The sequence below is a fragment of the Pseudoteredinibacter isoporae genome (genome assembly GCF_040372805.1).
In the GTDB taxonomy this organism is placed as follows: Bacteria; Pseudomonadota; Gammaproteobacteria; order Pseudomonadales; family Cellvibrionaceae; genus Pseudoteredinibacter; species Pseudoteredinibacter isoporae_A.
The window spans coordinates 273,061-298,739 of record NZ_BAABWJ010000001.1 but is presented as its reverse complement, the minus strand read 5'-3'; the positions used below and the strand labels follow the sequence as shown (position 1 = coordinate 298,739).

Below are 25,679 nucleotides of genomic sequence, written 5' to 3'. Positions count from 1 at the left end.
TTCACAGCGGCAACGCTGCACAAAAAAATATTTTGTTTTTGAGAGATAATTATTGTGACTCAGTATCACGTACCCTATGACAGCATTCGCTTTGCCTTTGAACAGGTAATGGATATTCCTGCCTCTTATTCACCTGATCTTGACATGGAATTCGTCTCCGCCGTTTGGGGGGAGGCGGGTCGCTTTGCAGAAGAGCAGCTGGCCCCCCTGAATCAAAGTGGTGATGAGCAAGGCTGTCAGTGGCAAGACACTGAGGTGGCGACACCTGCGGGGTTTAAAGCGGCTTATCAGCAGTTTGTTGACAATGGTTGGCCCGCTCTGGCCCAGCCCGAAAACCTGGGTGGGCAGGCTTTGCCCATGAGCTTGCAGTTTTCTATTTATGAAATGCTGGTGAGCGCAAATTTAGCGTGGACCTTATACCCAACAATTACTTGGGGTGCGATCACCACTTTGAAAACCCACGGTACAGAATCTCAAAAAGCAGACTATCTGCCTGAGCTGGTCAGTGGGCGCTGGCAGGGCACAATGTGTCTAACCGAAGCGCACTGCGGTTCCGATTTGGGTCTGTTAAAAACCAAAGCGCTTGCCAATGATGATGGCAGTTATTCTTTGAGTGGCAGCAAAATTTTTATTTCTTCTGGTGAGCACGACATGGTTGACAATGTTGTGCACATTACGCTGGCGCGCATCGAAGGTGCCCCCGAAGGTGTGCGCGGTATTTCTCTGTTTTTGGTGCCAAAGTTTTTACCCGATGAGCAAGGTAAATTTACGCAGCGCAACTCGGTGGCCTGTGGCTCCATTGAGCACAAGATGGGCATTCATGGCAACGCGACCTGTGTCATCAATTTCGATGATGCCAAGGGTTTTCTTATCGGTGAGCCGAATCGTGGCTTGGCCAATATGTTCACTTTTATTAATGAGTCTCGAGTGGATGTGTGTCTTCAGGCCCAGGGGCAAATCGAAAAGTCTTATCAAAATGCACTGGCCTATGCCAAAGAGCGTTTGCAGATGAAGGCAAGCCCACGCTTCGATGATCGGAGGGCGGCTGACCCGATTATCGCTCACCCGGAAATTCGTCGTTTGCTGCTTACCCAGCAGGCTTTTTCAGAAGCTTCGAGAATGATGGCCTATGAGCTGGCCGCAAAGGTCGATCGTCTGCATGACGGCGGTAACGTGGCCGAGAACGCTCAGGCAGAGTTGGCCTTTCTGACCCCCATTGCCAAAGGTTTTATTACCGAGGTGGCAATGGAGGCGACCAGTCATGGGGTTCAGGTCTTGGGTGGTCACGGCTTTATTCAGGAATACGGCATGGAGCAGCTCTATCGGGATGTGCGTATTACAGCGATCTACGAGGGCACTACCGCGATTCAGGGAATCGATTTGATTTCACGAAAAATAATCGCAGATCAGCAAGTGCAGTTGAATCATTTTATTGAGCAGATTGAGCAAAACTGCGAGCGGGCAATGAATTTGGATAATCAACATTTGAACCAGAGCGCTCGCCGCATCGCCGAGTCGGTTCGAGATTGGCAGCGCTTAAACGCTGTGTGTCTCCCTCAATTCAGTGCTGATCCGGCAGAAGTCAATGCAGCGGCCAGCGAATACTTGATGTATTGCGGTTATATCGTTGCGGCCCATTATTTGTTGCGTGCTGCCTGCAAAGCGGAGCTGTATTCAGGGTCGGATTACAGTCCTGAATTTCTGCAACAAAAAACGAGCCTGCTGACTTTTTATGTGGCTCGCATTCTGCCACGCATCGCCGCTTTGGCAGCGTCCATTGAGTCCGGTAATCAAACAATAGCCGATTACCATTTGCACGATATTACAAATTCAAACGGAGTGAACGATGACAAATCGAACTCTATCGCATACTCGTAATATTCAGGTGCAAGCCTATGAGCGTGACGACGGCTTGTGGGATATTGAAGCGCACCTAACGGATAAAAAGCACTTTGAATTGGGGACACCCGATCGTGCTTTGATCGCCACTGATGAGTATCTACATGATATGAGTCTGCGGATCAGCATTGATCTGGATATGAACATTCGCGAAGTTGACGCGGGTATGGTGGACACCCCTTATCGGCGCTGTCCGGAAGTATTGGCAAGCTACCAACGCTTGCTGGGTGTGGTGATTGGCCCTGGTTGGCAGCGGGAAATTAAACAGCGCCTTGGCGGTGTTGAGGGCTGTACGCATTTGCGTGAGTTGCTGGGGCCTATGGCGACGGTCGCCTATCAGGCCGTCACCGACGCCGTATACCGCCCGGTCGATTACCGCCAAAACCCCCAAGTATTCAAACCCTTGATCGACAGTTGTTACGGCTTGAGTCAAAGCGGAGATGTTATCCCGCGACTTTGGCCTGAGTTTATCGAACAGAATTAGAGGACACACATAATGAGTAATGCACTGACTCAAATTCGCTTGCAGCTCTTAAAAGATTTTGCCCAAGCTTGGAATGATCATGATATCGACGCGCTGATGGCTTGCATGGCCGAGGGCTGCCGTTTTGACAGTTCCGCAGGCAACGATGTCTTTGGCAATCGCGCCGAAGGTGAAGACGCCGTTAAAGCCAGCTACGAGGCGATCTTCAACGTATTTCCAGACGCCAAGTGGAATGAAGATACGCACTTTGTTGATGGTGATCGTGGTGTATCCGAGTGGCGCTTTACCGGTACCAAGGCGGATGGCAGTTCAGTCAATCTGATGGGCTGTGATTTGTTTGTTTTTGAAGGTGAGAAAATTCTGGTGAAAGATTCTTATCGCAAAAACCCGGCCTGATACCTTCGGGCCAGAATCGTTTAGGTGAAAAATATGACAAACACAGATGACAAAGAAGCCATTGAGCGGGTGTATAAAACCCTGGTCAAGTCCTTGCTGAAAAAGGATTTTGCCAAAGCCCGTGCGCTCTATGTTGAGCAGGGCGCCTATGTGAAATCCGACGGTGAGTTGACTCAAAACGATGGGGAGCTTCATTCCGAACTTGAGCGTTTCTCGGTCATTATCGCCAATATGGCCCTGCTTAGCCGCAGCATTCATGTTGTTGATGACATCGCATTAGTGGTGGTCGTCTGGCATTGGGCCGATGATCAATCCGAGACGCCAGAGCTTCAACGAGCCATTGATATGCTGCGCAAATCTCCCGAGGGCGAATGGCAGTTTGTGATTGATAACCCCATGGGTTTATAAATGCCCCCGGCGCATTAAGGTGGCAATGCTGTATTTCTTGTACAGCAACACCGCCAGAATTAAGGTGCCTGCTTCGGCCAAGGTGATGCTCAAGACCGGAGAGTACTGGGGTAGAGCGTAGATAAATACGGCAATAAACGTTAGCGGCAAAATCAGGCTGCGGCTGAGAGCAATAAACGACGAAGCGGCTGCCCGATGTAGGGCCGTTAAATACGCCGACAGGGTGATGTTCAAGCCATTCAAGATAAATACCGGCCACAGAATGTCGGCAAACAGGTTGGCTTGATTCAGCAGCGCCTGTTGGTCGCCCTGAATAAACACCGACATGATGTGCTCTGCTGAGCTGAGCAACAGAACACTGAAGGCCATGCCGACGCCGACACTGGCGCCCAGGGCAATCAATAAAAACCGGCGTAACTGTTGCCACTGCTTGGCGCCGTAACACTGGCTGCTGAGCGCCTGTAGGCAATCGGCAATGCTGAAGCTCACCAGCAGGCCAATGAACATGGTGTAGTTCACCAGGCTGAATGCCGCTAGCCCCTGGGTGCCCAGTTGTTTGATGATCAGCAGATTAATAATAAAAGCGACCGTGCCGGCCGACATTTCATTAATGAATTCAGATAGGCCATTGAACGAACTTTGGGCAAGGCTGGCCCAGTTCTTTTGGCGAAATGAGAACGTTAATATTCTCTGTTTGTGCAGAAAATACAGCGACAGCACTAGTAGGGCGCTCAGTTGAGATAAGCCTGTTGCCAACGCTGCTCCGTACAGGCCGAGATCGAGCCGGGCGATAAAGAGATAGTCCAGGGCGATATTGATAATAGCGGCAGCGATCAAAGCCGCAGACGCCAGAGCAGGTTTGCCAGCAATGCGCACAAAGAAATACAAGCCGATGCTCAAGGCCTGAATGGGTAGAAAGGGGAGAAGGGTTTTGAAGTAATCGTTCAGCAAAGATTGCAGGGAGGCGTCGGCACCCAGTAGGCGGTAGAGCGGCTCGGCCAGCGTAAAACTCAGTGCACAAAATATCAGAGCGGTGCCTGCGAGAGCCATCAGGGACTTGCTGAAAATATTTGAGCAATCCAGGTAGTTTTCTTCGCCAATCCATTTGCCGGCGGAAACAGAGCCTCCGACCGACAGCATATAAAAGAGCCCGGCGTAAACCGAAAAAATCGGAATCAGCAGGTTAATGGCTGCCAATGCCGCTTCACCCTCAAAGCGTCCGATAAAGATGCCATCGACAATCGAGGCCGATGAAATAGCCAGCAAACCAATCAGTGAAGGCAGTAAATACTTTAGAAAGGTTCGGCCAGCAGGAGCGTGGCTGACCGCTTGCGGGGAAGGTGTTTGTTCGGGGGCGGTTTGCTTGTCGGGCATGGTGTTAATTGTAAGTATTGATGATCAATAATTGTATAATAATGCGTTCATTATTCAATGGATTTGCTACAATTGGGCAAAATTTGGGGGACCCAATGGCCGAAGTCACACAAACTGCAGAACAAAGCTTGGAGCATAAGCTCAACAAAATAGAAAGCAGCTACAGCATACGCAAACGCGCCCATGAAAAGGGCGTCTGTGTAGAGTCGGATCTAACCAAGGAAGACATCGGGAATCACGCTTGGGTGTTGGATGATGCCTGTGCTCGGATGGCTTGGGTAGCCGCCCATGAGTTGTTGCGCAGCCAGGAAAAAGATCGTCTGTTACGCATCGAAAACACCCACTTGAATGCCTTTGCCCAAGGCGAAGGCGACAGTCTGCAAGCCATTGCCGAAGTGATTTTTAAAAATGCCGAGCGTTGCGCCATTCGTGTACAGCTCTTCCGAGGTGCCCCCGAACATAAGGCCAGCCCAGACAGTCTTATTGCGGAATACAATCTGCAAGGGCTGTGGTATGACCTCGGTGACGTTGTTGCCAAAACGGAAGAGATTGTGGCCGCTCGCAAAGAACAGGTGGTAACGACTAAGAGCCAGCCGCTCAGTCCAAAAGAACAGGCTGTTGAAGATAAGAAACGCCGGATTTTTGAAGGGGCTTGTGAGGTTATTGGTCGCGAAGGTTATGCGGCAACCACGATTCGTAAGGTAGCTAAGGCCGCTGGCCTGCCTATTTCTACTATGTACCAGTACATCGAGAGCAAGGAAGATCTGCTCTTTATGATTACCAGTGGTTGCATGGAAGAAATCTTCGATTATATGTACGAAGAAATGAGCACAGACCACCCGCCTGTTCAAAAGTTGGAAGAGGCGGTGTCGGCGTATATGAAATACATTTCCAAAAATCGCCGTTACATTAATCTGGTGTACCGCGAAACCCGCGCACTGAGTCGCCATAACCGCGAAAAGGTTTTTGATATTGAGCGCAAGTTCACTCAGTTGTGGGAAGCGATCATTATCGAAGGCAACAAAGAAGGGGTATTCGATGCCCCGAAATCTCGTTTGGCCGCCAATATGGTCTACTTCTTCTGTAATGTCTGGTCGCTGCGTTATTGGAGCGTACAGGATTACACTGAAGAGGAAGTGAAAGAATACCTGATGCGATTTATTCGTCAGGGGCTGAACTAAGCGCTGATTGCCAGGGAGAGGCTGTGACAAGACTACTTTTGGGTTTTATCCTACTCCCTTTGCTGGCCTGCAGTGCGGCGCCAGCAAAGCACTCCTTGAAAGTAGATACTTTTGGCGATGGCCAAACTCAGGAAGTATTCTACAAAAACATTTCCAGAAAAGACGCTATCGCTTTACTGAATCATTATACAAAAGAGCAGCAGCTCAATATTAAACCTTCAAATGAGCTGGAGTTGAGTAATTTATCCGGTGCTGAAGTGAGTCGTTCCTTAACCCTTGATGATCTATATTTTGTTATCGCTTTTGAAAGGCGAGTGCGAGCTTATGTCCGAGAGTGTTGGGGAAGTAAATGCCGCTTTGTGTTTGCGACATCGAATGAAAAACGTTGTGGTGTTGAGCCGATTGCCATCAAATAGTTATCAATAAGAAGACCAGAACACGTAATGTTAAAGGAATTAAATATGAAGTCACTTTCCGTTTTTTTTATGGTGTTGTGTTTGTTGCTGCTGCCTTATGGTTCGGCTGCGGCTGGCGCAGAAGTCTTTGCTCCTGGCCCGCAAATTAAAAACTTTGGTGAAAATGCCAAGGTGAATCAAAGCAAGCCCGTCAGCAAAGACGCCAAGTTTAAAGTGGCCTTTGATGTTGGCAAAGCTGCTGAGCCCGGCAAGCTTAACCGAAATTTCAATTCCCTCGCCCGTTTTATCAATATGCATGCAGCCGCTGGCGTAAAGCCAGAGAATATCGAGTTAGCCTTAGTGGTGCACGGAAAAGCCGGTCTTGATCTTCTGCACAATAAAGCACGCAAAGCCAAAGAGCTGGCAGACAACCCTAATTTACCTTTGTTGCAAGCCTTGATGGGCAATAATACTCAAGTCTTCCTGTGCGGTCAGACAGCAGCGTATTACGATATTAAAAACGACGATTTGTACGAAGGTGTGCAAATGTCGCTGTCGGCCATGACGGCGCATGCGCTTTTGCAGCAGGATGGATATACGGTGAATCCGTTTTAGCTTTCAGGTGGGTTTCTTTTAAACTTCGGTAGCTGATCAAAGGGGCCCAAAGCCCGGCTTCACGATCGGCGGCCTTCCAGGCTTCCCTCACTCACAAAAAAGCCTCGCCAAAGGCGCGAGTCTTTTTTGCTCCCTCGGCGCGCGCTCTGAATGGTTCAGCAGGGCTTTGGGCCCCTTTGATCAGTATGAAGATGCGTGAGGTCAGAGATGCGGGCAATCAGCTTTGTGGTTTGTTTTCCGCTCCGTACCTCCGAATCAAGTCTAAATCAGTAGATACACGTCGTTTTCGCATTGGCAGGTATCACTTGCTTGAAATTCCTTTAAGTCTTATAGTGATAGTAACTTGATCTTATGATCCTAATTCTCTGGCAATGCGTAGAAAATAATGAAAAGCGGAGGCCTTATGGCGAAGTATATACGGGCATTGAAATTCTTATTGCTTATCGCGGTGGTGGCGGTAGGGCTGGGCTATGCGGGCAGTAGCCACAGTTTGGTGGCCTTCGATTGGCCGATTTTTGCTTTGTGCATGGGCTTGGCCTTTGTCGTGCAGTGGTTGATGTTTATTCCGGCTTATATCTGGCAAACCGAGCGCTACTTTGATTTGACCGGCAGCCTTACCTACATCAGTGTGACACTACTCGCTGTTTTTCTTGCTGCCAAAGAAGATATGCGCAGCATTGTGCTGACGGCCATGGTGCTTATCTGGGCATTGCGCTTAGGCAGTTTCTTATTTACTCGCATCTTGCAGGACGGCTCAGACCATCGTTTCGATCAGATCAAGCCCAATGCGCCTCGCTTCTTTGTGGTGTGGACGCTACAAGGCCTATGGGTATCTTTCACCGCCGCAGCCGCACTGGCTGCCATCAGCAGTGACAAGGTGTTAGAGCTGCAGCTGTGGGATGGTTTCGCCATCGCGCTATGGGTTTTGGGCTTCGCTTTCGAAGCAATTTCAGATCGCCAAAAACGAGTCTTCCGTGCTGACCCAGCCAATAAAGGCCGCTATATCAATACCGGGTTGTGGGCCTATTCTCGCCACCCCAATTATTTTGGCGAAATCTGTTTATGGATTGGTGTAGCGATTCTTGCCGTGCCAGTACTGCAATCCTGGCAGTACGCCACATTGTTAAGCCCTGTGTTTGTCATTCTGTTGCTGACTCGTATTTCCGGTATTCCAGGTTTGGAAGCCGGCGCGGATAAGCGTTGGGGAGAAGAGGCGGAGTATCAGGCTTATAAGCAGAATACTCCGGTTTTGATTCCGAAGTTAAAACATTGATTGTATTTGGCTCTTGTGGGCTGCTTCGATTAATGTGGCTTACAGTTCAATAGTGCGTTGTAGGCTTTTTATCAGCCCTGTATGTATCAATCTCGAATAAACCATAATGACTTGCCTGAATTGTCTGTGACTTTTTGCAGCATTCTATTGTCTGGAGCAGTTCCATAGTTTAGTAAAAGATAAATGTCCGAAATTAGGGCTCTGTAGTTGGCATAAAAAGAATGTCCGAAAAATTGGTGTGGAATTTCCTCTCTTGTATCGACTGTGTCCATTCCTTCAATTACAAAAAAGTTAGCGGATGAATCACCAAGTCTCGTTTGATTAGAGCCTTCTACAAAATAGTTTACTATTCGTGATGCCTTTAAAACGTTGTCATTTTTGTGGGAGTACAGTGTAAATTTATCTGCAATATTAGAAATTTCATGTGCAAAGAAATTTTTATAGTAATCATCCTTATTGATGTCAGGTGCGGCTAGAATGATTTGGCTGAATATTTTACCATTGTTTTCTTTTCTTCTTTTTGATAGCAATATGTCGTTTTGATTGATTCTATTTTTTATTATAGATAGAGAGTTCATTAGTAAATACGTTCCCATGCTGTGAGCAATGATATGTATATTTTTATTTGTTTTTTCGCTTATATTTTGTAAAAAGTCGGCTAGCATTCCAAAGTTCTCTTGGGCTCTTTTCTTGTCTGTTGAATATGAGACTGGATTTTCACTTGATGGCCAGCTATAAAAAACTACTTTGCCTTTGAAATTTGTGTCATGTGCCAGCTGAGCGCTTCGTTTCGCGCCATTGGTAAATGATGTGTTAAATCCATGGATGAAAATTAGTAAGTCATCATTGGTGAGTTTCGAGATAAAGTCATTCCATGGAATGTTGTGTTGAATTGATAGGGGAGACATTCCAGAGGTCCCACCAATTTTCTTTGAGTATGGAATTCTTACTTTAACTATTCCGTATGTAATGTGGCTTTCGCTATTAGAATTTCCACTGTTTAATCTCGAGGGGTCGTCATTGCAGCTAGTGTTTTTGCAATTGTCAGTTCTAGATGTGCCGTAGTGAACTAATTTAATGTACGAACTGTCTTTATCAATCAAGCCCTCTTTATTGAGAGTGGCAGATTTACCCTCGAGCGGTGTATTTGAGCAGCCGATAATTGAAATAGCTAGTATAATTGTTATTGTTAGAGAGAATATGCGATTCATTATGTTTTGCTCCTGTTGTTAGTTTGACGCTGAATATAAGTTCGACTCAGATTTTCGATTAATAATCTAAAACAGTAATTTTATCTTTCCTACAACTTATCATGAATTACATTGAGGGGTGATGCATGGCGCGACAATTCGATATTGGTTGTTCGTCTTTTAAGAGAAAAACTTTGCGTTTTAGGTAAAGTGTCGCTTTTTACGTTATTACGAAGAGATGTGCGATTTTCAGTAAGAAGAGTTTCTATAGTATTTTAAAAAAACTCTTATTCAAGGTGGTTGTGGAGCAGAGTCTGGATGTTTTAAATGTCACCGATGTTTCTCAACAATGGCGGGGAAATTTGTGAAAGTTAATTTTTCTTCATTGCTGTGGGGCGTAAAAACTAATTATGTTCTTGGTTGTTTATGCGTTTCCTGTGCTTAGCTTTAGAAGGTTGCTTTTGAACGCGTATTCGGTTGGCGCTTAGATTTTCATCCTTTTTATCGGTCTTTCTACCTAAACGCTTATTGTCACAGTGTATATAATGATTATTATCGGAAAAACCTGTGCGTTAAAAATCAACCGCTAGCATTCTAAAACATGAGGACAAGATTTCCATGCGACAAATGTTAATAGTAAAGGCCGCTTTTGTCTTGAGTTTGTTGGTGGTCGGTGAGACGCTGGCGGCGCAGCAGAAGCTGCTTGCCAACGATGGGCAGGCGGAGGATCAATTTGGCTACAGTGTCGCTATTGATGGTGGTACTGCGCTGGTTGGTGCGTTCAGGGCCGACGAAGGAAACGTGAAGGATTCTGGGGCGGCTTATGTTTATACCTTAAACCCTGAAGGTTGGCGTTTTGAGGCCAAGCTTGTCGCCAATGCGCCTCTTGAGGGGGACACGCTGGGTGGGAATTTAGCGTTGAAGAAAGACACGGCGGTGTTGGGGGTTATCGGTCGAGATGATGTTGCTGAAAACGCAGGTGCTGTGTTGGTGTTCGAGCGCGAATCTGGGGAGTGGTTTGAAAAGCAGTGGTTGACGGCCTTTGATGCAAAAAAGGGTGATTCCTTTGGCCAAAGTATCGCGCTCACAGACAATACTCTGGTGATTGGTGCTCCGCGTAGTGACGCATCGGAAATAGATTCTGGCTCGGCCTATGTTTTTCAGCGCAAAAACGATCAATGGCAGTTTCAGGCGAAGCTTACAGCAGGCGATGGCGCTGAGGGTGATCTGTTTGGTATCAGTGTGGCCATTGACGGGAATACCATTCTGGTGGGCGCTGATTTAAATGATGAAAAAGCCGAAAAGGCGGGGGCTGTTTATGCCTTTACCTATGATGGCATGCAGTGGCATCAGCAGGCCAAGCTTATGGCTACTGATGCTGGGGCCGTGGACATTTTTGGTGTCAGAGTTTCGCTATCAGGCGATACCGCATTAATTTCTGCACGACGTGATGATGTTGAGGGTGTGGGGGTTGATGCGGGGTCGGCCTATATCTTCGAGCGATCAAATGGCCAGTGGTCGCAGAAACACAAACTGCTTGCGCCAGACGGCAAGGCCGACGACCGATTTGGCCGAGGTGTAAGCTTGGAAGGCGATACGGCCATTATCAGCGCGATGCACAATGATGAGAAAGAAGACAATGCTGGCGCTTTGTATGTCTATAAGAAGGTCGCGGGTACTTGGACGTATTCCTCAAAAGTTTTGGCCAATGATGGTGCTGTTGGTGACCGTTTGGGGGGGAATGTCGCACTTTCAGAAAATCATGCCATTATCGCTTCACCCAATCGAGCGGATAATGGCAAAAAATCTGGTGCCGTTTATATTCAGCGTCTGGTGAACTAGCGTTGTCGGCCTGTCAGTCGGAAAACACAATTTTATTGTGATCAAGGTCTCTTATGTAGGCCGAAAAGCGAGGTCCGCGTTGACCGGGTTGGCCTTCGCAGCGGCCGCCCAATTGGAGGGCTTTTTGATACAGGCGCTCAACCTCATCAATAGAGCCAACACTCAACCCAATCATTGTGCCATTGCCATGGGTGGCAGGCCCTTCGTCGAAAGGCTTGGCCACGGCAAAGGCCGAGTCTTTATCCTCACCTTGCCAAAAGGTCATTCGCTCTGTCGCAAAGGTTTGTTGAAACTCTGTTTGTTCAAACAGTGAGTCATAGAACCTAACGGCAGCTTCCATATCATTGGTGCCAAGAACGACGTAGTTTATTTTCATTGCTCGTATCCTTCTCCTAAAGTGAGGAAAACGATACCAAGTCGTATTGACAGGATGTGTCAGCAGGCTCTGGGGTTCTGGTTTGCTTAACGCCAGGAAGACGGGTAACTGATGCTCGAAAATTGCTTATTGAAATAGACCATTTTCTACTGCGTAAGCGAGAAGTAAAAAAATAAATGAGGCCAAAAACGGAAAAATGTGGAAATCATTGGAATTCAGGGTTTCATAGCCTTTGTTCAGTTCTTTGAAATAGGAAAAGAATCCCAGGGCGCAGCTAAAGGCGGATAAGGCCAATATATGCTTGCTTGCACCTGAAAAGATCAAATCTCTCCCGTATTTCATATCATAAAAAGATACGTTGGTTTTCGAAACAATCACCACCCCAAGCACAACGAAACAGATGCCGAGAAAAAAATGAAGGTATTTTTCTTTATTTTCTTTATTTTCCATTGTTTTTTATTAAACAGGTAAAAGCGTATCCGCTCGTGGTATTTTCCCGCAGCTCTCACAAACCAGTTTCTGCTGTAAACGGGTTCCGCAGGGCGTATGCACCAATTGGCTGCTAACACTTTCATTGCTATCGGCCAATATCCACTGTCGAAGTTCGCTGATAAATCGCCCGGCCATCAGTCCTTTTTTACTGAGTTGGTAGTTATAGCGTGGAGGGTTTTCCTGGTATTGCTCTTTGTTGATGAGTTCTTGTTCCTGCAACCGTTTCAAACGGGCATTCAGGGTGCTGGGAGCAATGTTTAAGAGTTTCAGGAAATCGTCAAAGCGGGATACGTTCAGCAAATTGGCGATGATGATTAATAAACACCAGCGGTCCCCAATGATATTCGCGACGACGCTTTGGCCGTTTTTACTATTGAGCGCGCTGTCTCTTGGGCGTTTGCTTTGACCGTTGCTGCTGAGGGTTTGCAGTTGATTGAGCTCTTGCAGCTCGTTTATGCCATGGTCACGTTTCTGCCAGGCGATGTCTTTGTCATGCAGTTCGGCATTGCAGTGTTCGCAAATCAGTTGGGCGCGAAATTCATGGCCGCATGTAGTGTGTTTGAGTGACCGAGGCGGCTCTCCGCTCCAAGCGGCTTCCAGCTCGCGAGCAAGCAGTGAGGCGTTCAATAGACCTAAGCCACGTTCGCTGAAGACGTACAAAAAGCGACGAGGGTGATCGCTGGCTTGCTTAATCAGAATGTCATGTCGGGTTAATTCTTCCAGGCGACGCGTTAATGTGGCACGGCTGATACCCGTGTGCGTTCGGAACTCATCAAAGCGGCAGCAGCCCTGAAAGGCCGCTTGCAGAATGCTGAGTGTCCAGCGGTTGGCGATTAAATCCAATCCGTCGGCAATGGTCTGCAAGATGTGACTGGGCGCTTTCATAATACGAGGGCTTAGTGCGTTGGTTCGGCTGGGGAGTCGGGTTTTGCTTGGGGTTTGGGTTGCGAGAACAAATGCCCGATGGCCTGGCTGAGGGTTTCCGAGCGTTCGGGTGAGCGTATATAGCCCAGCAGGGGTTCTCTCAGTGTGGCTTGGAATAGCAGCTCTTGCATCACAGCGGCAAACACGTCGTGACCGGCGGCGGCCAAGTGCTCCAGAAATACCAGAGCGTATTTTTCACTGACGAGTTGTTGGCTGCAACGACTGCTCAAGCTCACCAGCATTTCCACATCCATCATCACCGGGCTGGATAAGGCCAAATTCAGGGCAGCTTCAATGCGGGCGTTATCCTGGCAGTAGCTGATGCCGCGGAGCAAGGCAATTTGTTCGGCTTTATCCTCGCTGTTCTTCAGTTTTTCCAGCAGGGCGTCGGCCACAATTCCGTTGATGGCATGGTGCTCCAGGCAGTGACAAAAGCTGCACAGCACCGGACTGGGTAATTGTGGAATGGCCGCGCAAATTTCGTTCTGGTGGTCTTGCCAGCGACAAGCGAGATCGGCCAGGCCTTGGATACCCAACTGTTGCCAGTCATCCCCTTCGGGTTTGGCAAAATAGTTCAGGACCGTGCTCATAAACGCGCTGTGTGGTTGTTTCAGTTGCTGGCTGACAACGGCGTGGAGGTTGGCCTGTTTCTCGTCACTGGGCTTGAATACATAGGGGTTGCCTTCCAAGACAGCGGTTAATTGCTCGTCTTTTTTCGCAGCTTCCAGATTGCTGCTTAGGGCGGTGAGCAGGTGCTTTAAAAATTGATCGCGGCTGGCGAGATCGAGCTTGCCCTGTTCATCCAGAGGGAAGCGCAGACACCAGAGTTGCACCTGCTGTTTGCGCTGATCATCTGCGGGCCAAAAAGCCAAGCCTATATAGGCGTGTTTCAAATAGGGCTGTGGGTAGGCAGTCTGTCCGTCTTCAAACTGCTGCCATTGTCCGGGGCTGAGTTTGCTGATGCGATGGCCGGCGTCAAACCAGCGACAGTGCACCTTCATACTTTCAAGCAGTTGGTAAAGGGTGCTTACAGGGGCGCTCATGTTGATCTTCCTCTCACGAACTGATCGCGGGCTAGGCGCAGCAGCGTTTAAATTTTTTGCCGCTGCCACAGGGGCAGGGGTCGTTGCGGCCGGTTTTTTTCGGTGCGCTTTGGGGTGTCTGCCCTTCGACATAGAGCCATTTACCATCGACTTTGGCGAAGTCGGAAAGTTCATGGTGGGCACGTCGTTCCTGAGTGCCTTTAGGGCGGTAATAGGCAATAAATTCGACACGGCCTTCCTTGTGCGTCGAGCCACCTTTGCGGCATTGCAAAACCTGCAGGCCGAGCCAATCGTGAGATTCTACCCATTGACGGGTGTCGGCAGCCTGACCTTCGCTGTGCTGCCAGGTGGCCATCAGGTAATCGATGTCGGCCAGAACATGGGCAGTGTATCGCGAACGCATCAGGGCCTCGGCGGTTTGAGCCGATTGTGTGGCGATAACGGGTTGGCAGCAGTCTTCAAAGCGGGCCTGGCTTTGGCAATAGCAATTGCTGGCCGACATGGGTACACCCTCATTGTGAAAAGCCCGGCATTCTATCATGAGAGCTCCGAGATGGCTTGAAAGGACGCTATAGACGCCTATATCGGCGGCTTTGACGTATAGCTTTTGCGGCGCCTTTTCGGTATGTTGGCAAGCTTTGGCCAGCCGCTTGTTGGCCGCTGTTTGTCGCTACAGGAACACTATGAGCAAGTTTGACGATATTCGCCCCTATAATGATGCCGAAGTTCGCCCCACTCTGGATAAAATCCTTCACGATCCGGAATTATTACAAGCGATCGCCGCATTTCGCTTTCCCCGTTTAAGCGGTTTGATTGGAGGCTTGCTTCGCCCGGTGATTAAGTGGGCGCTGCAGCGTCGATTGTCCAAGGTGAAAAATGTTGAGGACTTCCAGGCCGAAGTGAAGGCCTATATGGATAAAATGATCGCCAGCACCTCGCGCGGTTTGACGGTGTCGGGTATTGAGAATCTGGACCCTAACAACGCGTATCTGTTTATCAGTAATCACCGGGACATCGCCATGGACCCGGCCTTTGTGAGTATGGCTTTGTACAAAAATGGTTTTGATACTGTGCGTATCGCCATCGGGGACAATCTGCTGACCAAACCGTATGTGTCTGACCTGATGCGTTTGAACAAGAGCTTTATTGTGAACCGCTCGGCAACGGCGCCGCGAGAAAAGTTGAAGGCGGCCAAGCATTTGTCCAGTTACATTCATCACTCTATCGATGAAGAGAAAGCCAATATCTGGATTGCCCATCGTGAAGGGCGGGCGAAGGATGGCCTGGATGTGACCAACCCTGCGGTAATCAGCATGATTGCGCTCAGCAAAGGTAAGCAGCGCAGTTTGAGTGAATACATCAATGAACTGCATATTGTTCCTGTGGCCATTTCCTATGAGCTGGACCCTTGTGATGCCATGAAAACCAATGAGCTGCATTGCCAGGCTCAGGAGGGGGCTTATGAGAAGGACGAGCACGAGGACATCACCAGTATTGCCCAAGGTATTGTCGGGGATAAAGGCCGGGTGCACGTGGCGTTCGGTGATGTATTGCGCGGTGATTTTGAAAATACCGACGATGTTGCCGCAGAGATTGACCGACAGATTCGTTTTGAATATCGCCTGTTCCCGAGTAATTGCTTCGCCTATGAAAAACTGCATAAGAAATGGCCGATGATCAAAGTGGGCCCTGATGCGACGGATTTCAAAGCCGATGCCCACCGCACCGAACAAGCTGAATTCGAGCAGCGATTAGCCGAAGTGCCCGAAGCACAACGAGATATTTACTTGGCGATGTACGCCAATCCGGTCAGCAATAAGCTGTCAAAATAGTCTCTTTTACGCCGCCATCTGCGGGCGAATCCCAGAGGGCGCGCCACAATCGACATGGGCGTTGCGATTCATGCGCCCCAGGTGGCTTAGGCGCGCTCGAGCATGAGGCGGCTCAGGCCACATTCCAAATTTCCCCGCGCCCTCACATCGCTTCCCTTTTCGTCCAGGCCGTCAGCCTCCGGCTATTCGTATCGCCCCAAACAAGGTAGAATGCCCTACCTGATATATATCCAGTAGTTTCTCTGGTTCCACAAGTTAACATCAAATTTGTTCCATGCTCACAAATGATCTCAAGCGCCAGATCCAGGGCGCGTACAGCCAGTTTTTAGAGACCAAAGGTCTACAGCCGCGCTATGGGCAAAAGCTGATGATCGCGGACATCGCCCGCACATTAGGCGGCATCGTGCTGGATGATAATGATCAGCGCCATGGCGATGGGCATATCTGTGTGGTGGAAGCGGGTACCGGAACCGGTAAAACGGTAGCCTATTTGCTGGCGGCCTTACCGATTGCCAAGGCGCTGGGGAAAAAACTCGTGGTGTCCACGGCGACCGTGGCCTTGCAGGAACAAATCGTCAATAAAGACCTGCCCGACGTGCGTAATAACAGCGGGCTGCAATTCAGTTTCGCGCTGGCCAAAGGGCGTGGGCGCTATCTGTGCTTGAGCAAACTGGACAACCTCTTACAGCAGGCCGAGGGGCCTGTGCCCGTCGACCCAAGTCAGGCATTGTATGAAGAATACGCCAGTGGTGTGGACGAGCAGTCGATCAAAATTTATCAGAATATGGTCGATGCATTGGCGGCGAACGAATGGGATGGCGACAAAGATGCCTGGGCCGATGGGGTGGAAGATGATATCTGGCGTCGTGTCACGACGGATCATCGGCAATGCACTGGCCGACGTTGCTCCAATGTTTCCAGTTGCAGCTTTTTAAAAGCTCGAGACAATATCGGCAATGTCGACTGTATTGTGACCAACCACGACCTGGTGTTGGCTGACCTGGCTCTGGGAGGCGGCGCCATTTTGCCCGCACCGGAAGACGCCATTTACATTTTCGATGAAGGCCATCACCTGCCAGATAAAGCGCTGGGGCATTTTGCCCACCACAGTCGCATGCTCTCGACCTCGAAGTGGTTGGAGCAAAGCAATAAACAATTGGCGGCGATGTTGGGCCATATTTCCGGAGCGGGTAATGTGGATCGTTTTGCAGAACAATTGCCGGCAGCCATGCTGGATGCGCGCCAGGAGCTGGATCGTATTTACCCGGATTTTCAGGCGCTGACGGACACCCTTGATGACGATGATCGCCAGTTGCGTTATCGCTTTGAAGGCGGTGTTATCCCCCCTGAGCAGCGTCAGCAGTGTGAAGAAATTTACCGCGCCTTTGATCGCTTGCAGGATTTATTGGGAAAAATTGCCCGGGAACTGGAAGAGGCCATGGAGGACAGCTACTGCGAAGTCCCCAAAGTGGACCTGGAAAACTGGTACCCACTGGTCGGCACCTGGCAAGCGAGGGCGGAGGCAAACGCGGCGTTGTGGGAAAGTTTCGCCATTCCCGATAAAGACGGTGTGCCACCGACCGCGCGTTGGATTACGGTGGTGGAAATCAGCGGTTATATCGATTTGGAAGTGTGTTCCAGCCCGATTCTGGCGTCGGGAACCCTCGCCTATGGTTTGTGGAGCCGCTGCTGTGGTGCGGTGGTAACCTCAGCAACACTGACGGCGTTGCAGACGTTTGATCGTTTTCGTATGCGCGCTGGCACCCCGGCCGACAGCTGTTACGATTCTGTTCCGAGTCCGTTTGATTACCAGGGCAATGGCTTGCTGGCGATTCCGCCTGAGGCGACGGATGCCGGTAATGCCATGGCGCATTCCGACAGTATTATTGAATTGTTGCCCAAGCTGCTGAAAGAGGAATTGGGCAGTTTGGTACTGTTTTCTTCGCGTCGACAGATGCGCGAAGTGTTTGAAGGCCTACCGATTTCCTGGCAGGGCCGAATTTTGATGCAGGGCGAAAAGTCCAAGCAGGAAATTATCAACGCCCACAAAAAAGCTGTCGACCGTGACATGCAGAGCGTGATTTTCGGGCTGGCCAGCTTTGCAGAAGGTATCGATTTGCCCGGACAATATTGCAGTCATGTGGTGATTGCTAAAATCCCTTTTGCGGTGCCAGATGATCCCGTGGAAGCGTCTTTGGCGGAATGGATTGAGGCTCGTGGTGGCAACCCTTTTATGGAAATTACCGTGCCGGATGCTTGTGTGCGTTTGATTCAGGCCAGTGGTCGGTTACTGCGTACAGAATCGGACACCGGGCAGGTGACTTTATTGGATAAGCGTTTGCTGAGTCGTCGATATGGACAAGCCATATTAAATTCCCTGCCACCGTTTGCACGTCGTTTTTAAATCACAATGTAAGGAGTTGACCTGATGTCCCGCAACGAGAAGCAAGCTGCCGAAATGGCGGCATTATTGCTTGATTTGGAGGCGACATTGCGTCAGCTCAATTTGTGGCAATCGGAATCACCGTGTGCAGAGGCTCTGGCCAGCACTCAGCCGTTTTGCATCGATACCTTGGAATTTTCCCAATGGCTGCAATTTATTTTTATCGCTCGCATTCAATTTATGTTAGCGCAGCAAGCACCGTTACCTGTGGTTAGTGGCATCACCGCTATGGCGGAAGAGGTGTATCGTCAACAAGCTGAGGTTTCGTCGGTGTTGTTGCCGGTGCTGCGGGCGATAGATGGTTGTTTGGGGCAGGGCGTTGAACAGGCGCGTCACTAATGAATGCTGAAGTGAAAGAGTCGCAAGCCTTGCAATATTCGGGTTGGCGTTCGCCCTATGTGTTGCTGGCCTTGATGACCATTGCAATGCCGCTGGCGTTTTCCACCTGGTATGCCTTGCTGAATAATTTCGTGGTGGAACGCGCTCAATATACCGGAGCGGATATCGGCCTTCTGCAAAGTGTGCGTGAAATTCCGGGCTTTTTAGCGTTTACCGCGGTATTTGTATTGTTGGTATTGCGCGAGCAGCGTTTTGCCATTTTGGCTCTGCTGACATTGGGCTTGGGAGTGTCCTTAACGGGCTTTTTCCCGAGTAGCATGGGCTTGCTGTGTACGACGTTTCTTATGTCGGTGGGGTTTCATTATTTTGAAACTCTCAAGAAATCTCTGGCCTTGCAGTGGTTGCCGAAAGATCAGGCGCCGGCCCTATTGGGCAAGCTGTTGGGCTTAAGTTCGGCCAGTTCTCTGGTGGTGTATGGGTTCATTATCTGGCAGCCCCTGGGCTATGAGTCAACTTACCTGCTCGGAGGTGGCTTGTGTATTGTGCTGGCGCTTTTTATGTTTCTGGCGTATCCACTGTTTCCTGAACGGGAGCCACAGCATAAACGCTTGTTTCTGCGTCGCCGTTACTGGCTATACTACGCATTGGTATTTATGAGTGGTGCTCGCCGACAGATTTTTATGGTGTTTGCTGGTTTTATGATGGTGGAGAAATTCCACTACGACGTCAGCGATATCGCCACCCTGTATCTGATCAACCATGCCATTAACAGTGTGATTGCTGCACCCATCGGGCGTTGGATTAATCGTGTCGGTGAACGTACCGCCTTGAGTGTTGAATACATCGGTTTGATCCTGGTGTTTATCAGTTACGCGTTTGTCGACAATGCTGAGTTGGCCGCCGGTTTATACATCATTGACCATCTGTTCTTTTCAATGGCAATCGCCATCAACAGTTATTTTCAGAAAATTGCCGACCCGAAGGACATCGCCGCAACCTCGGGTGTGAGTTTTACCATCAATCATATTGCGGCGGTTGTCATCCCGGTGAGTTTCGGTCTGTTGTGGATGACATCCAGTGCTGCGGTGTTTCTGCTTGGGGCAGCGATGGCGCTGGGTTCTTTGATGTTGGCTCGCAAGATTCCGTCTGTGCCGGGCCTTGGAAATGAAGTGAGATAGGGCGAACAGGCCCTCGGAGTAAACGTGTTTAATAAACCCCAAAAGCCTTTGGAACTGCCTGAATTTATCGCACTTATGGCGTTAATGACGGCGCTGGTGGCACTTGCTATCGACGCTATGTTGCCTGCGCTTGCGCAAATTGGTGATGAGTTGAATGTTGACAACCCCAATCAGGTGCAGTTGATTATTGCGTATCTCTTTTTGGGCTTGGGTGTCGGCCAGATTGTTTTTGGTCCACTGTCTGACAGCATCGGGCGCAAACCGACGATTTACATTGGTTTGGGGATTTATCTGTTAGGCTGCCTGTTGTCGATGTTTGCTGAAGACTTTGACACTATGCTGATGGGCCGTTTGTTGCAGGGCTTGGGGCTGGCAGGGCCGCGAGTCGTTACTATGGCCATCGTTCGCGATTTGTATAAAGGGCGAGAAATGGCTCGCGTCATGTCGTTTATGATGACGATTTTTATTCTGGTGCCCGCTCTGGCGCCGAGCCTTGGGCAGTTGGTGCTATGGCTGGCTGACTGGCGCATGATTTTCAGTTCCTTTGTGATTCTGGGGGTGTTGATCTGGTGTTGGTTGGGGCTGCGCCAGCCGGAAACCTTGTCTGCAGATCAGCGCCGTCGTTTCCATATTATCGATATCGCGAAAGGGTTTGCGTTTGTCTTCAAACAGCCAACTGCCATTGGCTATACCGCTGCGGCAGGTTTTGTTTCCGGCTCTTTTGTTGCGTTTTTATCCACTTCCCAACAAATTCTGGAAATACAGTTAGGGGGCGGTAAATATTTCCCCTTGTTGTTCGCCTGTTTGGCTCTATGCCTGGGGGCGGCGTCGGTGGTAAATGCTCGCATCGTGGTGCGTTACGGGATGCGTCTGATCAGCCGCAGAGCCATCATTTGTGTGATGGCAATGGCCTGCCTGTTTGGTATGGGTGTTTGGGTTTTAGGTGAGCCGAATCTGTTGGCGTTTATGTTGTTCCTGGGCGTTTTACTGTTTTGTGTGGGATTGGTATTTGGCAACATGAGCTCGGTTGCAATGGAACCGTTGGGCAAGCTGGCGGGCATCGGCGCGGCGGTGGTGGGCTCTGTGTCTACGCTTATCTCCTTTGCGCTGGGTGCGGTAATCGGCAGTTATTACGAAGGGAGCGTGATGCCGCTGGTGTTGAGTTTTGCGGTCTGTTCCGCCCTGGCCTTGATAATTATCACAATTGCCGATAGGCTGGAATCACCTCAGGAAGCTCAGCAATAGAGCGAGTAGATGTAACCGAGTACATATTTAGAAAAAATATTTAAATTTTACAAGTCTCTACCGTCTGTCATATTGATCGCTCATGCTGGCTCTGTATTAAAAGGAGTATTACGTATGAGTGATAAAATCAAATACGCCAGTGTCCGGCCGACACGCAGCATGAACCTGCTTTCCCACCGTGAGATGGAAAGTCTGATGGATTCTCACCCCGAAGTGCATCGCTTGTTTCGCGAGTGCGCTTTGGCGATTCTTAATGCGGGCTCGGAAGATGATGATCCCGAGCTGCTGCTCAATAGTTTTAAAGATTTCTCCATTGAACTGTCACCGCAATCGCGTGGCGTAAAGCTGGAAGTTCGCAATGCCCCGGCCAGTGCGTTTGTGGATGGCGTGATGATTCGCGGTATTCAGGATCAACTGTTCGATGTGTTGCGCGACATTGTGTTTACGCACAATAAACTCAGTGAACACGGGAACTTCGACCTCAGCAATGCCGAAGGCATCAGCGATGCGGTATTTAGAATTTTGCGTAACGCTGGTGTGGTCAAACCCGAGCGCATTCCTAATTTGGTGATATGTTGGGGCGGTCATTCCATTGACCGGCTGGAGTACGACTACAGCAAAAAAGTGGGTTATCAGATGGGTTTGCGCGGTCTGGACGTCGGTACCGGTTGCGGCATCGGAGCTATGAAAGGGCCGATGAAGGGGGCAGCGGTAGGCCATGCCAAGCAGCAAATTCACAACGGCCGTTATGTCGGTATTACGGAGCCGGGCATTATTGCCTCGGAATCTCCGAACCCCATCGTCAATGAACTGGTGATTTTGCCAGACATTGAAAAACGATTGGAAGCCTTTGTGCGTATGGCCCACTGTATTATCGTGTTTCCCGGTGGTGCCGGCACCGCAGAAGAGGTAATGTATCTGCTGGGCATCTTAATGCACCCGGATAACCGAAATATCGAAGTGCCGTTAATCTTCGCGGCACCGGAAGAAAAGCCCGAGTACTTTGCGGATCTGGACCGTTTCATTCGCTTCACGTTGGGTGATGATGCCGCGCAATATTATGAGATTATTACGGGCCAACCCGAACAGGTTGCGCGCTTGGCTAAGCAGGGCGTTGAACGAGTGAAGCGCCAGCGTCGTCGCTCTCACGAGTCCTATGTTTACAACTGGCAGCTGACCATTCCCGAATCCATGCAGCAACCTTTTATTCCTGACCATGAAAACATGGCGGCGCTGGCGCTGAATAAAAATGTCGCGGCCCATGAGTTGGTTGCTAATATGCGCAGCGCCTTCTCTGGAATTGTTGCAGGTAATGTGAAGCCCTACGGTATCGAGCAAATTCGTGAGCATGGTCCTTACCAGCTCAAGGGCGACGCTGATATCATGCAGGCGATGGACGCTTTGCTGAGAGATTTCGTCAGCGCAGGTCGTATGAAATTAAAAGGTGAGTACACACCTTGCTATGAACTGAGCCATTAATTCGCTTGGTTAATTCCCGTTAACAAGGCCTTATCAGGCACGGCAAAAGCCGTACTTGATAAGGCGGCTTGCGTTTACCTTATTGCCCTTTTTTACGCCGCGCGACATCGTTTTTCACGCTGCGATAAAATCGACCCAGCGACCGATCCTTAGCTCGCTTTTCAGCGAGAGACGCACGGTTGTGCGCCTGTTCGCGTATCAGCTTGCTGTAATTGCTGAGTCGGCGCGGGTCAATTACTCCCGCATCGATGGCTTGCTGAACGGCACAGCCGGGTTCGGATTCATGTTGGCAGTCGCTGTAACGACAGTGTTCTGCCAAATCGTTGATGTCAGCAAACGTACTTCGAACGCCGTCTTCACAGTCGCTCAGTTGCAGTTCACGCATTCCTGGTGTGTCGAGCAGGACTGCGCCATTTTCCATAAAGTGCAGGCTGCGTGAGGTCGTGGTGTGTCGCCCTCGGTCATCGTCACCACGTGCGGCCGCCGTCTTCTGTGAAGATTGATTCGACAAGGTATTAATCAAAGTGGATTTGCCGACACCCGAAGACCCCAGTACCGCGACGGTGTTTGCGCTTCGACACCAGAGTCTGAGCGCTTCGACGCTGAGTTGATCTTTTGCGTTTACCGCTTCCACGACGAGAAGAGGATCGAGCGCTTGCACCTGTTCTACCAATATCTGTGGATCTTCACACCGGTCGGATTTAGTCAGCACAATCACCGCTTCGGCACCTGCGTCTTTCACCAGAGCCAAATACCGTTCTATCCGATTGAGAGAAAAGTTTTGATTCAGAGCCGTAGTGATAAAGACGGTGTCGATGTTGGCCGCAATGTACTGCTCCGACACTTTGCTTCCCGCAGACTTTCGTGAAAACAGTGAGAGTCGGTCGAGCCGACGATAGAAGCTGCCATCACTGTTCAATAACACCCAGTCGCCCACGGTCAGCAAAGGCATCTGTGTGGTCAGATTTAACGGTTGTTGGCCCTGTTCACTATAGAGTTCGAAGTGGGAGCGATGTTGTGCAGCAATCCTGGCCGGCCGAAATTCGGTGCATTCTTCCAGGCTGAGTTGCTGTTGAAAAAAAGGTGACCACCCCAGCTGAGGCAGTGAAAAAATTGTAGTCATAAGAACCCCTGACGCATGCGTAGCTTAGCGTCCAATCGATGATTCAATAGGGGCGATAATGCCCCGGTTCAGGAACCGGGCAGAGAAGTCAGCTTATGTCAGTATCAGCTGTTTGCCCGGAAGGTGTTGACGACAATCATGTTTACCCTCCAGCGTGGTATTGCTTAATCAAAGCGCAAATCTATCAAAAACACTCAACTTGTCAAGAGCAGGAGGATGAGAAAGGTCGAAAGCAAATGACAAAGGAAAGAAGGAAGTGAGAGGTGGAATGTATGATGTTTCGAAGAATGTGAAAAAACTGGCAACTGAAATGATGCCTGTTACTCATAAGAGAAACAGGTACCCAGTTGCCAGTGATAACTGTCGCGGCAGCAGAGCAATTAACGCTTGCCGAATTTATTGTCCAATGCCAATTGATCGTCTTCTTTGTACAGCAACATGATCAGTGTGGCGAAGAAAACGGTCGTGGATGGGAAGAACAGTGGTTTTGGATCTGCAGCCAGGTACATGCCCAGTGGGTCGAGAATGTATTGCCAGATTGCAAACAAACCAAAGCCCAGGATAACGGCCTGGGCGGGGTAAACGTATTTACGAAACAAGCCCACAATAACCAACAAACCGACAACGATTTGCGCGACGCCCATCAGCAAGACAATTTCATCCGCACTGACTAGGCCGCCGTAATATTTTTCAGAAACGCCTTTGGCTTTGTCGGGCGCCCCAATTTTTATTGCGCCCCAAATTAAGAGTAATAAGCCTGTTGAGACTCGGGTACACAGCAAGGTCCAAGCTTTCATAATTTAATCCGCACCAAAATTTATGACTGTAGGAATTTTTAACGGGCGAAGTTTTGCTGAGCTTACCTCGCTGTGCAAGGCTTTGTTTAGATTCAAAATGAATGAGCTTATGGTGAAAATATGCGACGAGAAGGGATGAGAAATTTGTGATAAATGCGTGATGATTTGGGGGCTAGAGCAGAGTCAGAATGAAACTGCTCGAACCGATGGGACGCCGCCCTTCATACCCCAAGGTAGCTATAAAGCCCCCTTCCTGCTTTATAGCCCCCATCGGTTTCGGGCGACTTTATTACTTTTATGTGCTCCTTTTAGCCCTGCAAGGCGTTTAATCGCGCCAGGGCTGCTTTGTATTCTCGACCAAGTTGTTCGATGAATTCTCCCGCTGGCTGAACATCCTTGATTGCACCAATGCCTTGCCCGCAGCCCCAGATATCACGCCAGGCTTTGCTCTTCTGATCGCCGCCGGAACCGAAGTTCATTTTCGAGGGATCACTTTCGGGAAGATTATTGGGGTCAAGACCTGCGGCTTCAATGGAAGGCCTTAAGTAGTTGCCGTGCACACCGGTGAACAGATTACTGTAGACGATGTCTTCCGCGTCACAGTCGGTGATCATTTGCTTGTAGCGCTCGTCCGCATTGGCTTCGGTGGTGGCGATAAAGCTTGAACCGATATAGCCCAGATCAGCACCCATGGCCTGGGCGGCTAAAATGGCGTCACCGGTGGCGATAGAGCCTGACAGCAGCAATGGGCCATCAAACCATTGGCGAATATCCTGGATTAAGGCGAGAGGGGACTGCACACCCGCGTGGCCACCCGCACCTGCGGCCACCGCAATCAAACCATCCGCACCTTTTTCAATGGCCTTTTTGGCGAAGGTGTTATTGATGATGTCGTGCAGGGTAATGCCGCCGTAAGAGTGAATCGCGTCGTTGAGTTCCACACGAGCACCCAGAGAGGTAATAACAATTGGGACCTCATACTTCACACAGAGCTCAATATCCTGCTCCAATCGATTGTTAGAGCGATGTACGATCTGGTTAACCGCGTAGGGTGCAGCCGGCTTGTCAGGGTTTTCCTGATTGTAGCGGTCCAGTTCCTCGGTGATATGAATAAGCCATTGTTCGAATTCACCTTCCCCACGGGCGTTCAGGGATGGGAACGAACCCACCACGCCAGCCTTACACTGCGCCAATACCAAATCAGGATTGGAAATAATAAACATCGGTGAGGCCACTGCGGGTACAGATAAGCGACCTTTAAGAATCTCGGGTAGTGCCATGGGCTTGTGTCCTTTGCGAAAAGTCAGCGCTTATAAAACCCCAGTTGAGAGTGACTCGCAATGGCCAGATG

Annotated in this window: 25 protein-coding genes; 15 read left to right on the top strand and 10 right to left on the bottom strand. The window is 49.6% G+C overall.

Features of this window, described 5'->3' with window-relative positions:
- Positions 1 to 54: 54 nt before the first annotated feature.
- The 4 genes from ABWW03_RS01405 to ABWW03_RS01390 are packed head-to-tail and all read left to right on the top strand — an operon-like array spanning position 55 to position 3,187.
- Complete coding sequence (locus tag ABWW03_RS01405; RefSeq protein WP_353405895.1) at positions 55 to 1,878, top strand: acyl-CoA dehydrogenase family protein; 1,824 nt, start codon at positions 55 to 57, stop codon at positions 1,876 to 1,878.
- Complete coding sequence (locus tag ABWW03_RS01400) at positions 1,847 to 2,383, top strand: DUF2889 domain-containing protein (RefSeq protein WP_353405894.1); 537 nt, start codon at positions 1,847 to 1,849, stop codon at positions 2,381 to 2,383. The genes ABWW03_RS01405 and ABWW03_RS01400 overlap by 32 nt, the downstream gene beginning before the upstream one ends.
- Positions 2,384 to 2,395: 12 nt before the next feature.
- The gene (locus ABWW03_RS01395; RefSeq protein WP_353405893.1) at positions 2,396 to 2,779 is read left to right on the top strand and encodes a nuclear transport factor 2 family protein; all 384 of its coding nucleotides are present in this window, start codon (positions 2,396 to 2,398) and stop codon (positions 2,777 to 2,779) included.
- Between the two features lie 33 nt (positions 2,780 to 2,812).
- On the top strand, positions 2,813 to 3,187 hold the full coding sequence (locus tag ABWW03_RS01390; RefSeq protein ID WP_353405892.1) for a YybH family protein: 375 nt from the start codon (positions 2,813 to 2,815) through the stop codon (positions 3,185 to 3,187).
- Here ABWW03_RS01390 and ABWW03_RS01385 read toward each other — a convergent pair.
- Complete coding sequence (locus ABWW03_RS01385) at positions 3,182 to 4,561, bottom strand: MATE family efflux transporter (RefSeq protein ID WP_353405891.1); 1,380 nt, start codon at positions 4,559 to 4,561, stop codon at positions 3,182 to 3,184. The two genes, ABWW03_RS01390 and ABWW03_RS01385, sit on opposite strands and share 6 nt — an antisense overlap.
- A 95-nt stretch (positions 4,562 to 4,656) precedes the next feature.
- Between ABWW03_RS01385 and ABWW03_RS01380 the strand changes: the two genes are divergently transcribed.
- The 4 genes from ABWW03_RS01380 to ABWW03_RS01365 all read left to right on the top strand — a co-directional run bounded on the left by ABWW03_RS01380 (position 4,657) and on the right by ABWW03_RS01365 (position 8,025).
- Positions 4,657 to 5,742: a TetR/AcrR family transcriptional regulator gene (locus ABWW03_RS01380; RefSeq protein WP_353405890.1), complete on the top strand. Its 1,086-nt coding sequence runs from the start codon at positions 4,657 to 4,659 to the stop codon at positions 5,740 to 5,742.
- 23 nt (positions 5,743 to 5,765) lie between these two features.
- On the top strand, positions 5,766 to 6,158 hold the full coding sequence (locus ABWW03_RS01375) for a hypothetical protein (protein WP_353405889.1): 393 nt from the start codon (positions 5,766 to 5,768) through the stop codon (positions 6,156 to 6,158).
- Positions 6,159 to 6,203: 45 nt separating this feature from the next.
- A complete protein-coding gene (locus tag ABWW03_RS01370; protein WP_353405888.1) occupies positions 6,204 to 6,752 on the top strand; it encodes a DsrE family protein in 549 nt (182 codons plus the stop codon).
- Positions 6,753 to 7,155: 403 nt separating this feature from the next.
- On the top strand, positions 7,156 to 8,025 hold the full coding sequence (locus tag ABWW03_RS01365; protein ID WP_353405887.1) for a DUF1295 domain-containing protein: 870 nt from the start codon (positions 7,156 to 7,158) through the stop codon (positions 8,023 to 8,025).
- 86 nt (positions 8,026 to 8,111) lie between these two features.
- Here ABWW03_RS01365 and ABWW03_RS01360 read toward each other — a convergent pair whose 3' ends face one another.
- Positions 8,112 to 9,236 (bottom strand): alpha/beta hydrolase, encoded by a 1,125-nt coding sequence (locus ABWW03_RS01360; protein WP_353405886.1) that lies wholly within the window; start codon positions 9,234 to 9,236, stop codon positions 8,112 to 8,114.
- 597 nt (positions 9,237 to 9,833) lie between these two features.
- Between ABWW03_RS01360 and ABWW03_RS01355 the strand changes: the two genes are divergently transcribed.
- Entirely contained in the window at positions 9,834 to 11,057 is a 1,224-nt protein-coding gene (locus tag ABWW03_RS01355) for an FG-GAP repeat protein (protein WP_353405885.1), read from the top strand.
- A gap of 13 nt (positions 11,058 to 11,070) precedes the next feature.
- Here the strand turns inward: ABWW03_RS01355 and ABWW03_RS01350 are convergent, their stop codons facing one another.
- The 5 genes from ABWW03_RS01350 to ABWW03_RS01330 form a co-directional block, all read right to left on the bottom strand.
- Positions 11,071 to 11,433: a VOC family protein gene (locus tag ABWW03_RS01350; protein ID WP_353405884.1), complete on the bottom strand. Its 363-nt coding sequence runs from the start codon at positions 11,431 to 11,433 to the stop codon at positions 11,071 to 11,073.
- Positions 11,434 to 11,559: 126 nt separating this feature from the next.
- The gene (locus ABWW03_RS01345) at positions 11,560 to 11,883 is read right to left on the bottom strand and encodes a hypothetical protein (RefSeq protein ID WP_353405883.1); all 324 of its coding nucleotides are present in this window, start codon (positions 11,881 to 11,883) and stop codon (positions 11,560 to 11,562) included.
- 9 nt (positions 11,884 to 11,892) lie between these two features.
- The gene (locus tag ABWW03_RS01340; RefSeq protein WP_353405882.1) at positions 11,893 to 12,810 is read right to left on the bottom strand and encodes a winged helix-turn-helix transcriptional regulator; all 918 of its coding nucleotides are present in this window, start codon (positions 12,808 to 12,810) and stop codon (positions 11,893 to 11,895) included.
- Between the two features lie 11 nt (positions 12,811 to 12,821).
- Positions 12,822 to 13,892, bottom strand: a complete 1,071-nt coding sequence (locus ABWW03_RS01335; protein WP_353405881.1) for a DUF3549 family protein — start codon at positions 13,890 to 13,892, stop codon at positions 12,822 to 12,824.
- 31 nt (positions 13,893 to 13,923) lie between these two features.
- Positions 13,924 to 14,394, bottom strand: coding sequence for a YchJ family protein (locus ABWW03_RS01330; protein WP_353405880.1), 471 nt, complete (start codon positions 14,392 to 14,394; stop codon positions 13,924 to 13,926).
- A gap of 181 nt (positions 14,395 to 14,575) precedes the next feature.
- On the opposite strand from ABWW03_RS01330, the gene ABWW03_RS01325 reads away from it, so the two are divergent.
- From ABWW03_RS01325 to ppnN, 6 genes are all read left to right on the top strand, one after another.
- A complete protein-coding gene (locus ABWW03_RS01325) occupies positions 14,576 to 15,724 on the top strand; it encodes a 1-acyl-sn-glycerol-3-phosphate acyltransferase (RefSeq protein ID WP_353405879.1) in 1,149 nt (382 codons plus the stop codon).
- Positions 15,725 to 15,998: 274 nt separating this feature from the next.
- The gene (gene dinG / locus ABWW03_RS01320; RefSeq protein ID WP_353405878.1) at positions 15,999 to 18,128 is read left to right on the top strand and encodes an ATP-dependent DNA helicase DinG; all 2,130 of its coding nucleotides are present in this window, start codon (positions 15,999 to 16,001) and stop codon (positions 18,126 to 18,128) included.
- Positions 18,129 to 18,152: 24 nt separating this feature from the next.
- Entirely contained in the window at positions 18,153 to 18,506 is a 354-nt protein-coding gene (locus ABWW03_RS01315; RefSeq protein ID WP_353405877.1) for a YqcC family protein, read from the top strand.
- Positions 18,506 to 19,684: an MFS transporter gene (locus ABWW03_RS01310; RefSeq protein ID WP_353405876.1), complete on the top strand. Its 1,179-nt coding sequence runs from the start codon at positions 18,506 to 18,508 to the stop codon at positions 19,682 to 19,684. The genes ABWW03_RS01315 and ABWW03_RS01310 overlap by 1 nt, the downstream gene beginning before the upstream one ends.
- Before the next feature lie 24 nt (positions 19,685 to 19,708).
- Positions 19,709 to 20,929 (top strand): multidrug effflux MFS transporter, encoded by a 1,221-nt coding sequence (locus ABWW03_RS01305; RefSeq protein WP_353405875.1) that lies wholly within the window; start codon positions 19,709 to 19,711, stop codon positions 20,927 to 20,929.
- Positions 20,930 to 21,043: 114 nt separating this feature from the next.
- Complete coding sequence (gene ppnN, locus ABWW03_RS01300; RefSeq protein ID WP_353405874.1) at positions 21,044 to 22,408, top strand: nucleotide 5'-monophosphate nucleosidase PpnN; 1,365 nt, start codon at positions 21,044 to 21,046, stop codon at positions 22,406 to 22,408.
- Between the two features lie 79 nt (positions 22,409 to 22,487).
- Here ppnN and rsgA read toward each other — a convergent pair whose 3' ends face one another.
- The 3 genes from rsgA to ABWW03_RS01285 form a co-directional block, all read right to left on the bottom strand.
- The gene (rsgA, locus tag ABWW03_RS01295; RefSeq protein ID WP_353405873.1) at positions 22,488 to 23,531 is read right to left on the bottom strand and encodes a ribosome small subunit-dependent GTPase A; all 1,044 of its coding nucleotides are present in this window, start codon (positions 23,529 to 23,531) and stop codon (positions 22,488 to 22,490) included.
- Between the two features lie 380 nt (positions 23,532 to 23,911).
- Positions 23,912 to 24,328 carry a hypothetical protein gene (locus ABWW03_RS01290; protein WP_353405872.1) on the bottom strand — a complete coding sequence of 139 codons (417 nt, stop codon included), beginning with the start codon at positions 24,326 to 24,328 and terminating at the stop codon, positions 23,912 to 23,914.
- Positions 24,329 to 24,636: 308 nt separating this feature from the next.
- Positions 24,637 to 25,608 (bottom strand): NAD(P)H-dependent flavin oxidoreductase, encoded by a 972-nt coding sequence (locus ABWW03_RS01285; protein WP_353405871.1) that lies wholly within the window; start codon positions 25,606 to 25,608, stop codon positions 24,637 to 24,639.
- Positions 25,609 to 25,679 lie beyond the last annotated feature (71 nt).

Excerpts from the sequence above, each read along its gene's own strand:
- ABWW03_RS01400 (WP_353405894.1), top strand. The coding sequence starts at position 1,847 with ATGACAAATCGAACTCTATCGCATACTCGTAATATTCAGGTGCAAGCC.
- ABWW03_RS01395 (WP_353405893.1), top strand. The coding sequence starts at position 2,396 with ATGAGTAATGCACTGACTCAAATTCGCTTGCAGCTCTTAAAAGATTTT.
- ABWW03_RS01390 (WP_353405892.1), top strand. The coding sequence starts at position 2,813 with ATGACAAACACAGATGACAAAGAAGCCATTGAGCGGGTGTATAAAACC.
- ABWW03_RS01385 (WP_353405891.1), bottom strand. The coding sequence starts at position 4,561 with ATGCCCGACAAGCAAACCGCCCCCGAACAAACACCTTCCCCGCAAGCG.
- ABWW03_RS01380 (WP_353405890.1), top strand. The coding sequence starts at position 4,657 with ATGGCCGAAGTCACACAAACTGCAGAACAAAGCTTGGAGCATAAGCTC.
- ABWW03_RS01370 (WP_353405888.1), top strand. The coding sequence starts at position 6,204 with ATGAAGTCACTTTCCGTTTTTTTTATGGTGTTGTGTTTGTTGCTGCTG.
- ABWW03_RS01365 (WP_353405887.1), top strand. The coding sequence starts at position 7,156 with ATGGCGAAGTATATACGGGCATTGAAATTCTTATTGCTTATCGCGGTG.
- ABWW03_RS01360 (WP_353405886.1), bottom strand. The coding sequence starts at position 9,236 with ATGAATCGCATATTCTCTCTAACAATAACAATTATACTAGCTATTTCA.
- ABWW03_RS01355 (WP_353405885.1), top strand. The coding sequence starts at position 9,834 with ATGCGACAAATGTTAATAGTAAAGGCCGCTTTTGTCTTGAGTTTGTTG.
- ABWW03_RS01350 (WP_353405884.1), bottom strand. The coding sequence starts at position 11,433 with ATGAAAATAAACTACGTCGTTCTTGGCACCAATGATATGGAAGCTGCC.
- ABWW03_RS01345 (WP_353405883.1), bottom strand. The coding sequence starts at position 11,883 with ATGGAAAATAAAGAAAATAAAGAAAAATACCTTCATTTTTTTCTCGGC.
- ABWW03_RS01340 (WP_353405882.1), bottom strand. The coding sequence starts at position 12,810 with ATGAAAGCGCCCAGTCACATCTTGCAGACCATTGCCGACGGATTGGAT.
- ABWW03_RS01335 (WP_353405881.1), bottom strand. The coding sequence starts at position 13,892 with ATGAGCGCCCCTGTAAGCACCCTTTACCAACTGCTTGAAAGTATGAAG.
- ABWW03_RS01330 (WP_353405880.1), bottom strand. The coding sequence starts at position 14,394 with ATGTCGGCCAGCAATTGCTATTGCCAAAGCCAGGCCCGCTTTGAAGAC.
- ABWW03_RS01325 (WP_353405879.1), top strand. The coding sequence starts at position 14,576 with ATGAGCAAGTTTGACGATATTCGCCCCTATAATGATGCCGAAGTTCGC.
- dinG (WP_353405878.1), top strand. The coding sequence starts at position 15,999 with ATGCTCACAAATGATCTCAAGCGCCAGATCCAGGGCGCGTACAGCCAG.
- ABWW03_RS01315 (WP_353405877.1), top strand. The coding sequence starts at position 18,153 with ATGTCCCGCAACGAGAAGCAAGCTGCCGAAATGGCGGCATTATTGCTT.
- ABWW03_RS01310 (WP_353405876.1), top strand. The coding sequence starts at position 18,506 with ATGAATGCTGAAGTGAAAGAGTCGCAAGCCTTGCAATATTCGGGTTGG.
- ppnN (WP_353405874.1), top strand. The coding sequence starts at position 21,044 with ATGAGTGATAAAATCAAATACGCCAGTGTCCGGCCGACACGCAGCATG.
- rsgA (WP_353405873.1), bottom strand. The coding sequence starts at position 23,531 with ATGACTACAATTTTTTCACTGCCTCAGCTGGGGTGGTCACCTTTTTTT.
- ABWW03_RS01290 (WP_353405872.1), bottom strand. The coding sequence starts at position 24,328 with ATGAAAGCTTGGACCTTGCTGTGTACCCGAGTCTCAACAGGCTTATTA.
- ABWW03_RS01285 (WP_353405871.1), bottom strand. The coding sequence starts at position 25,608 with ATGGCACTACCCGAGATTCTTAAAGGTCGCTTATCTGTACCCGCAGTG.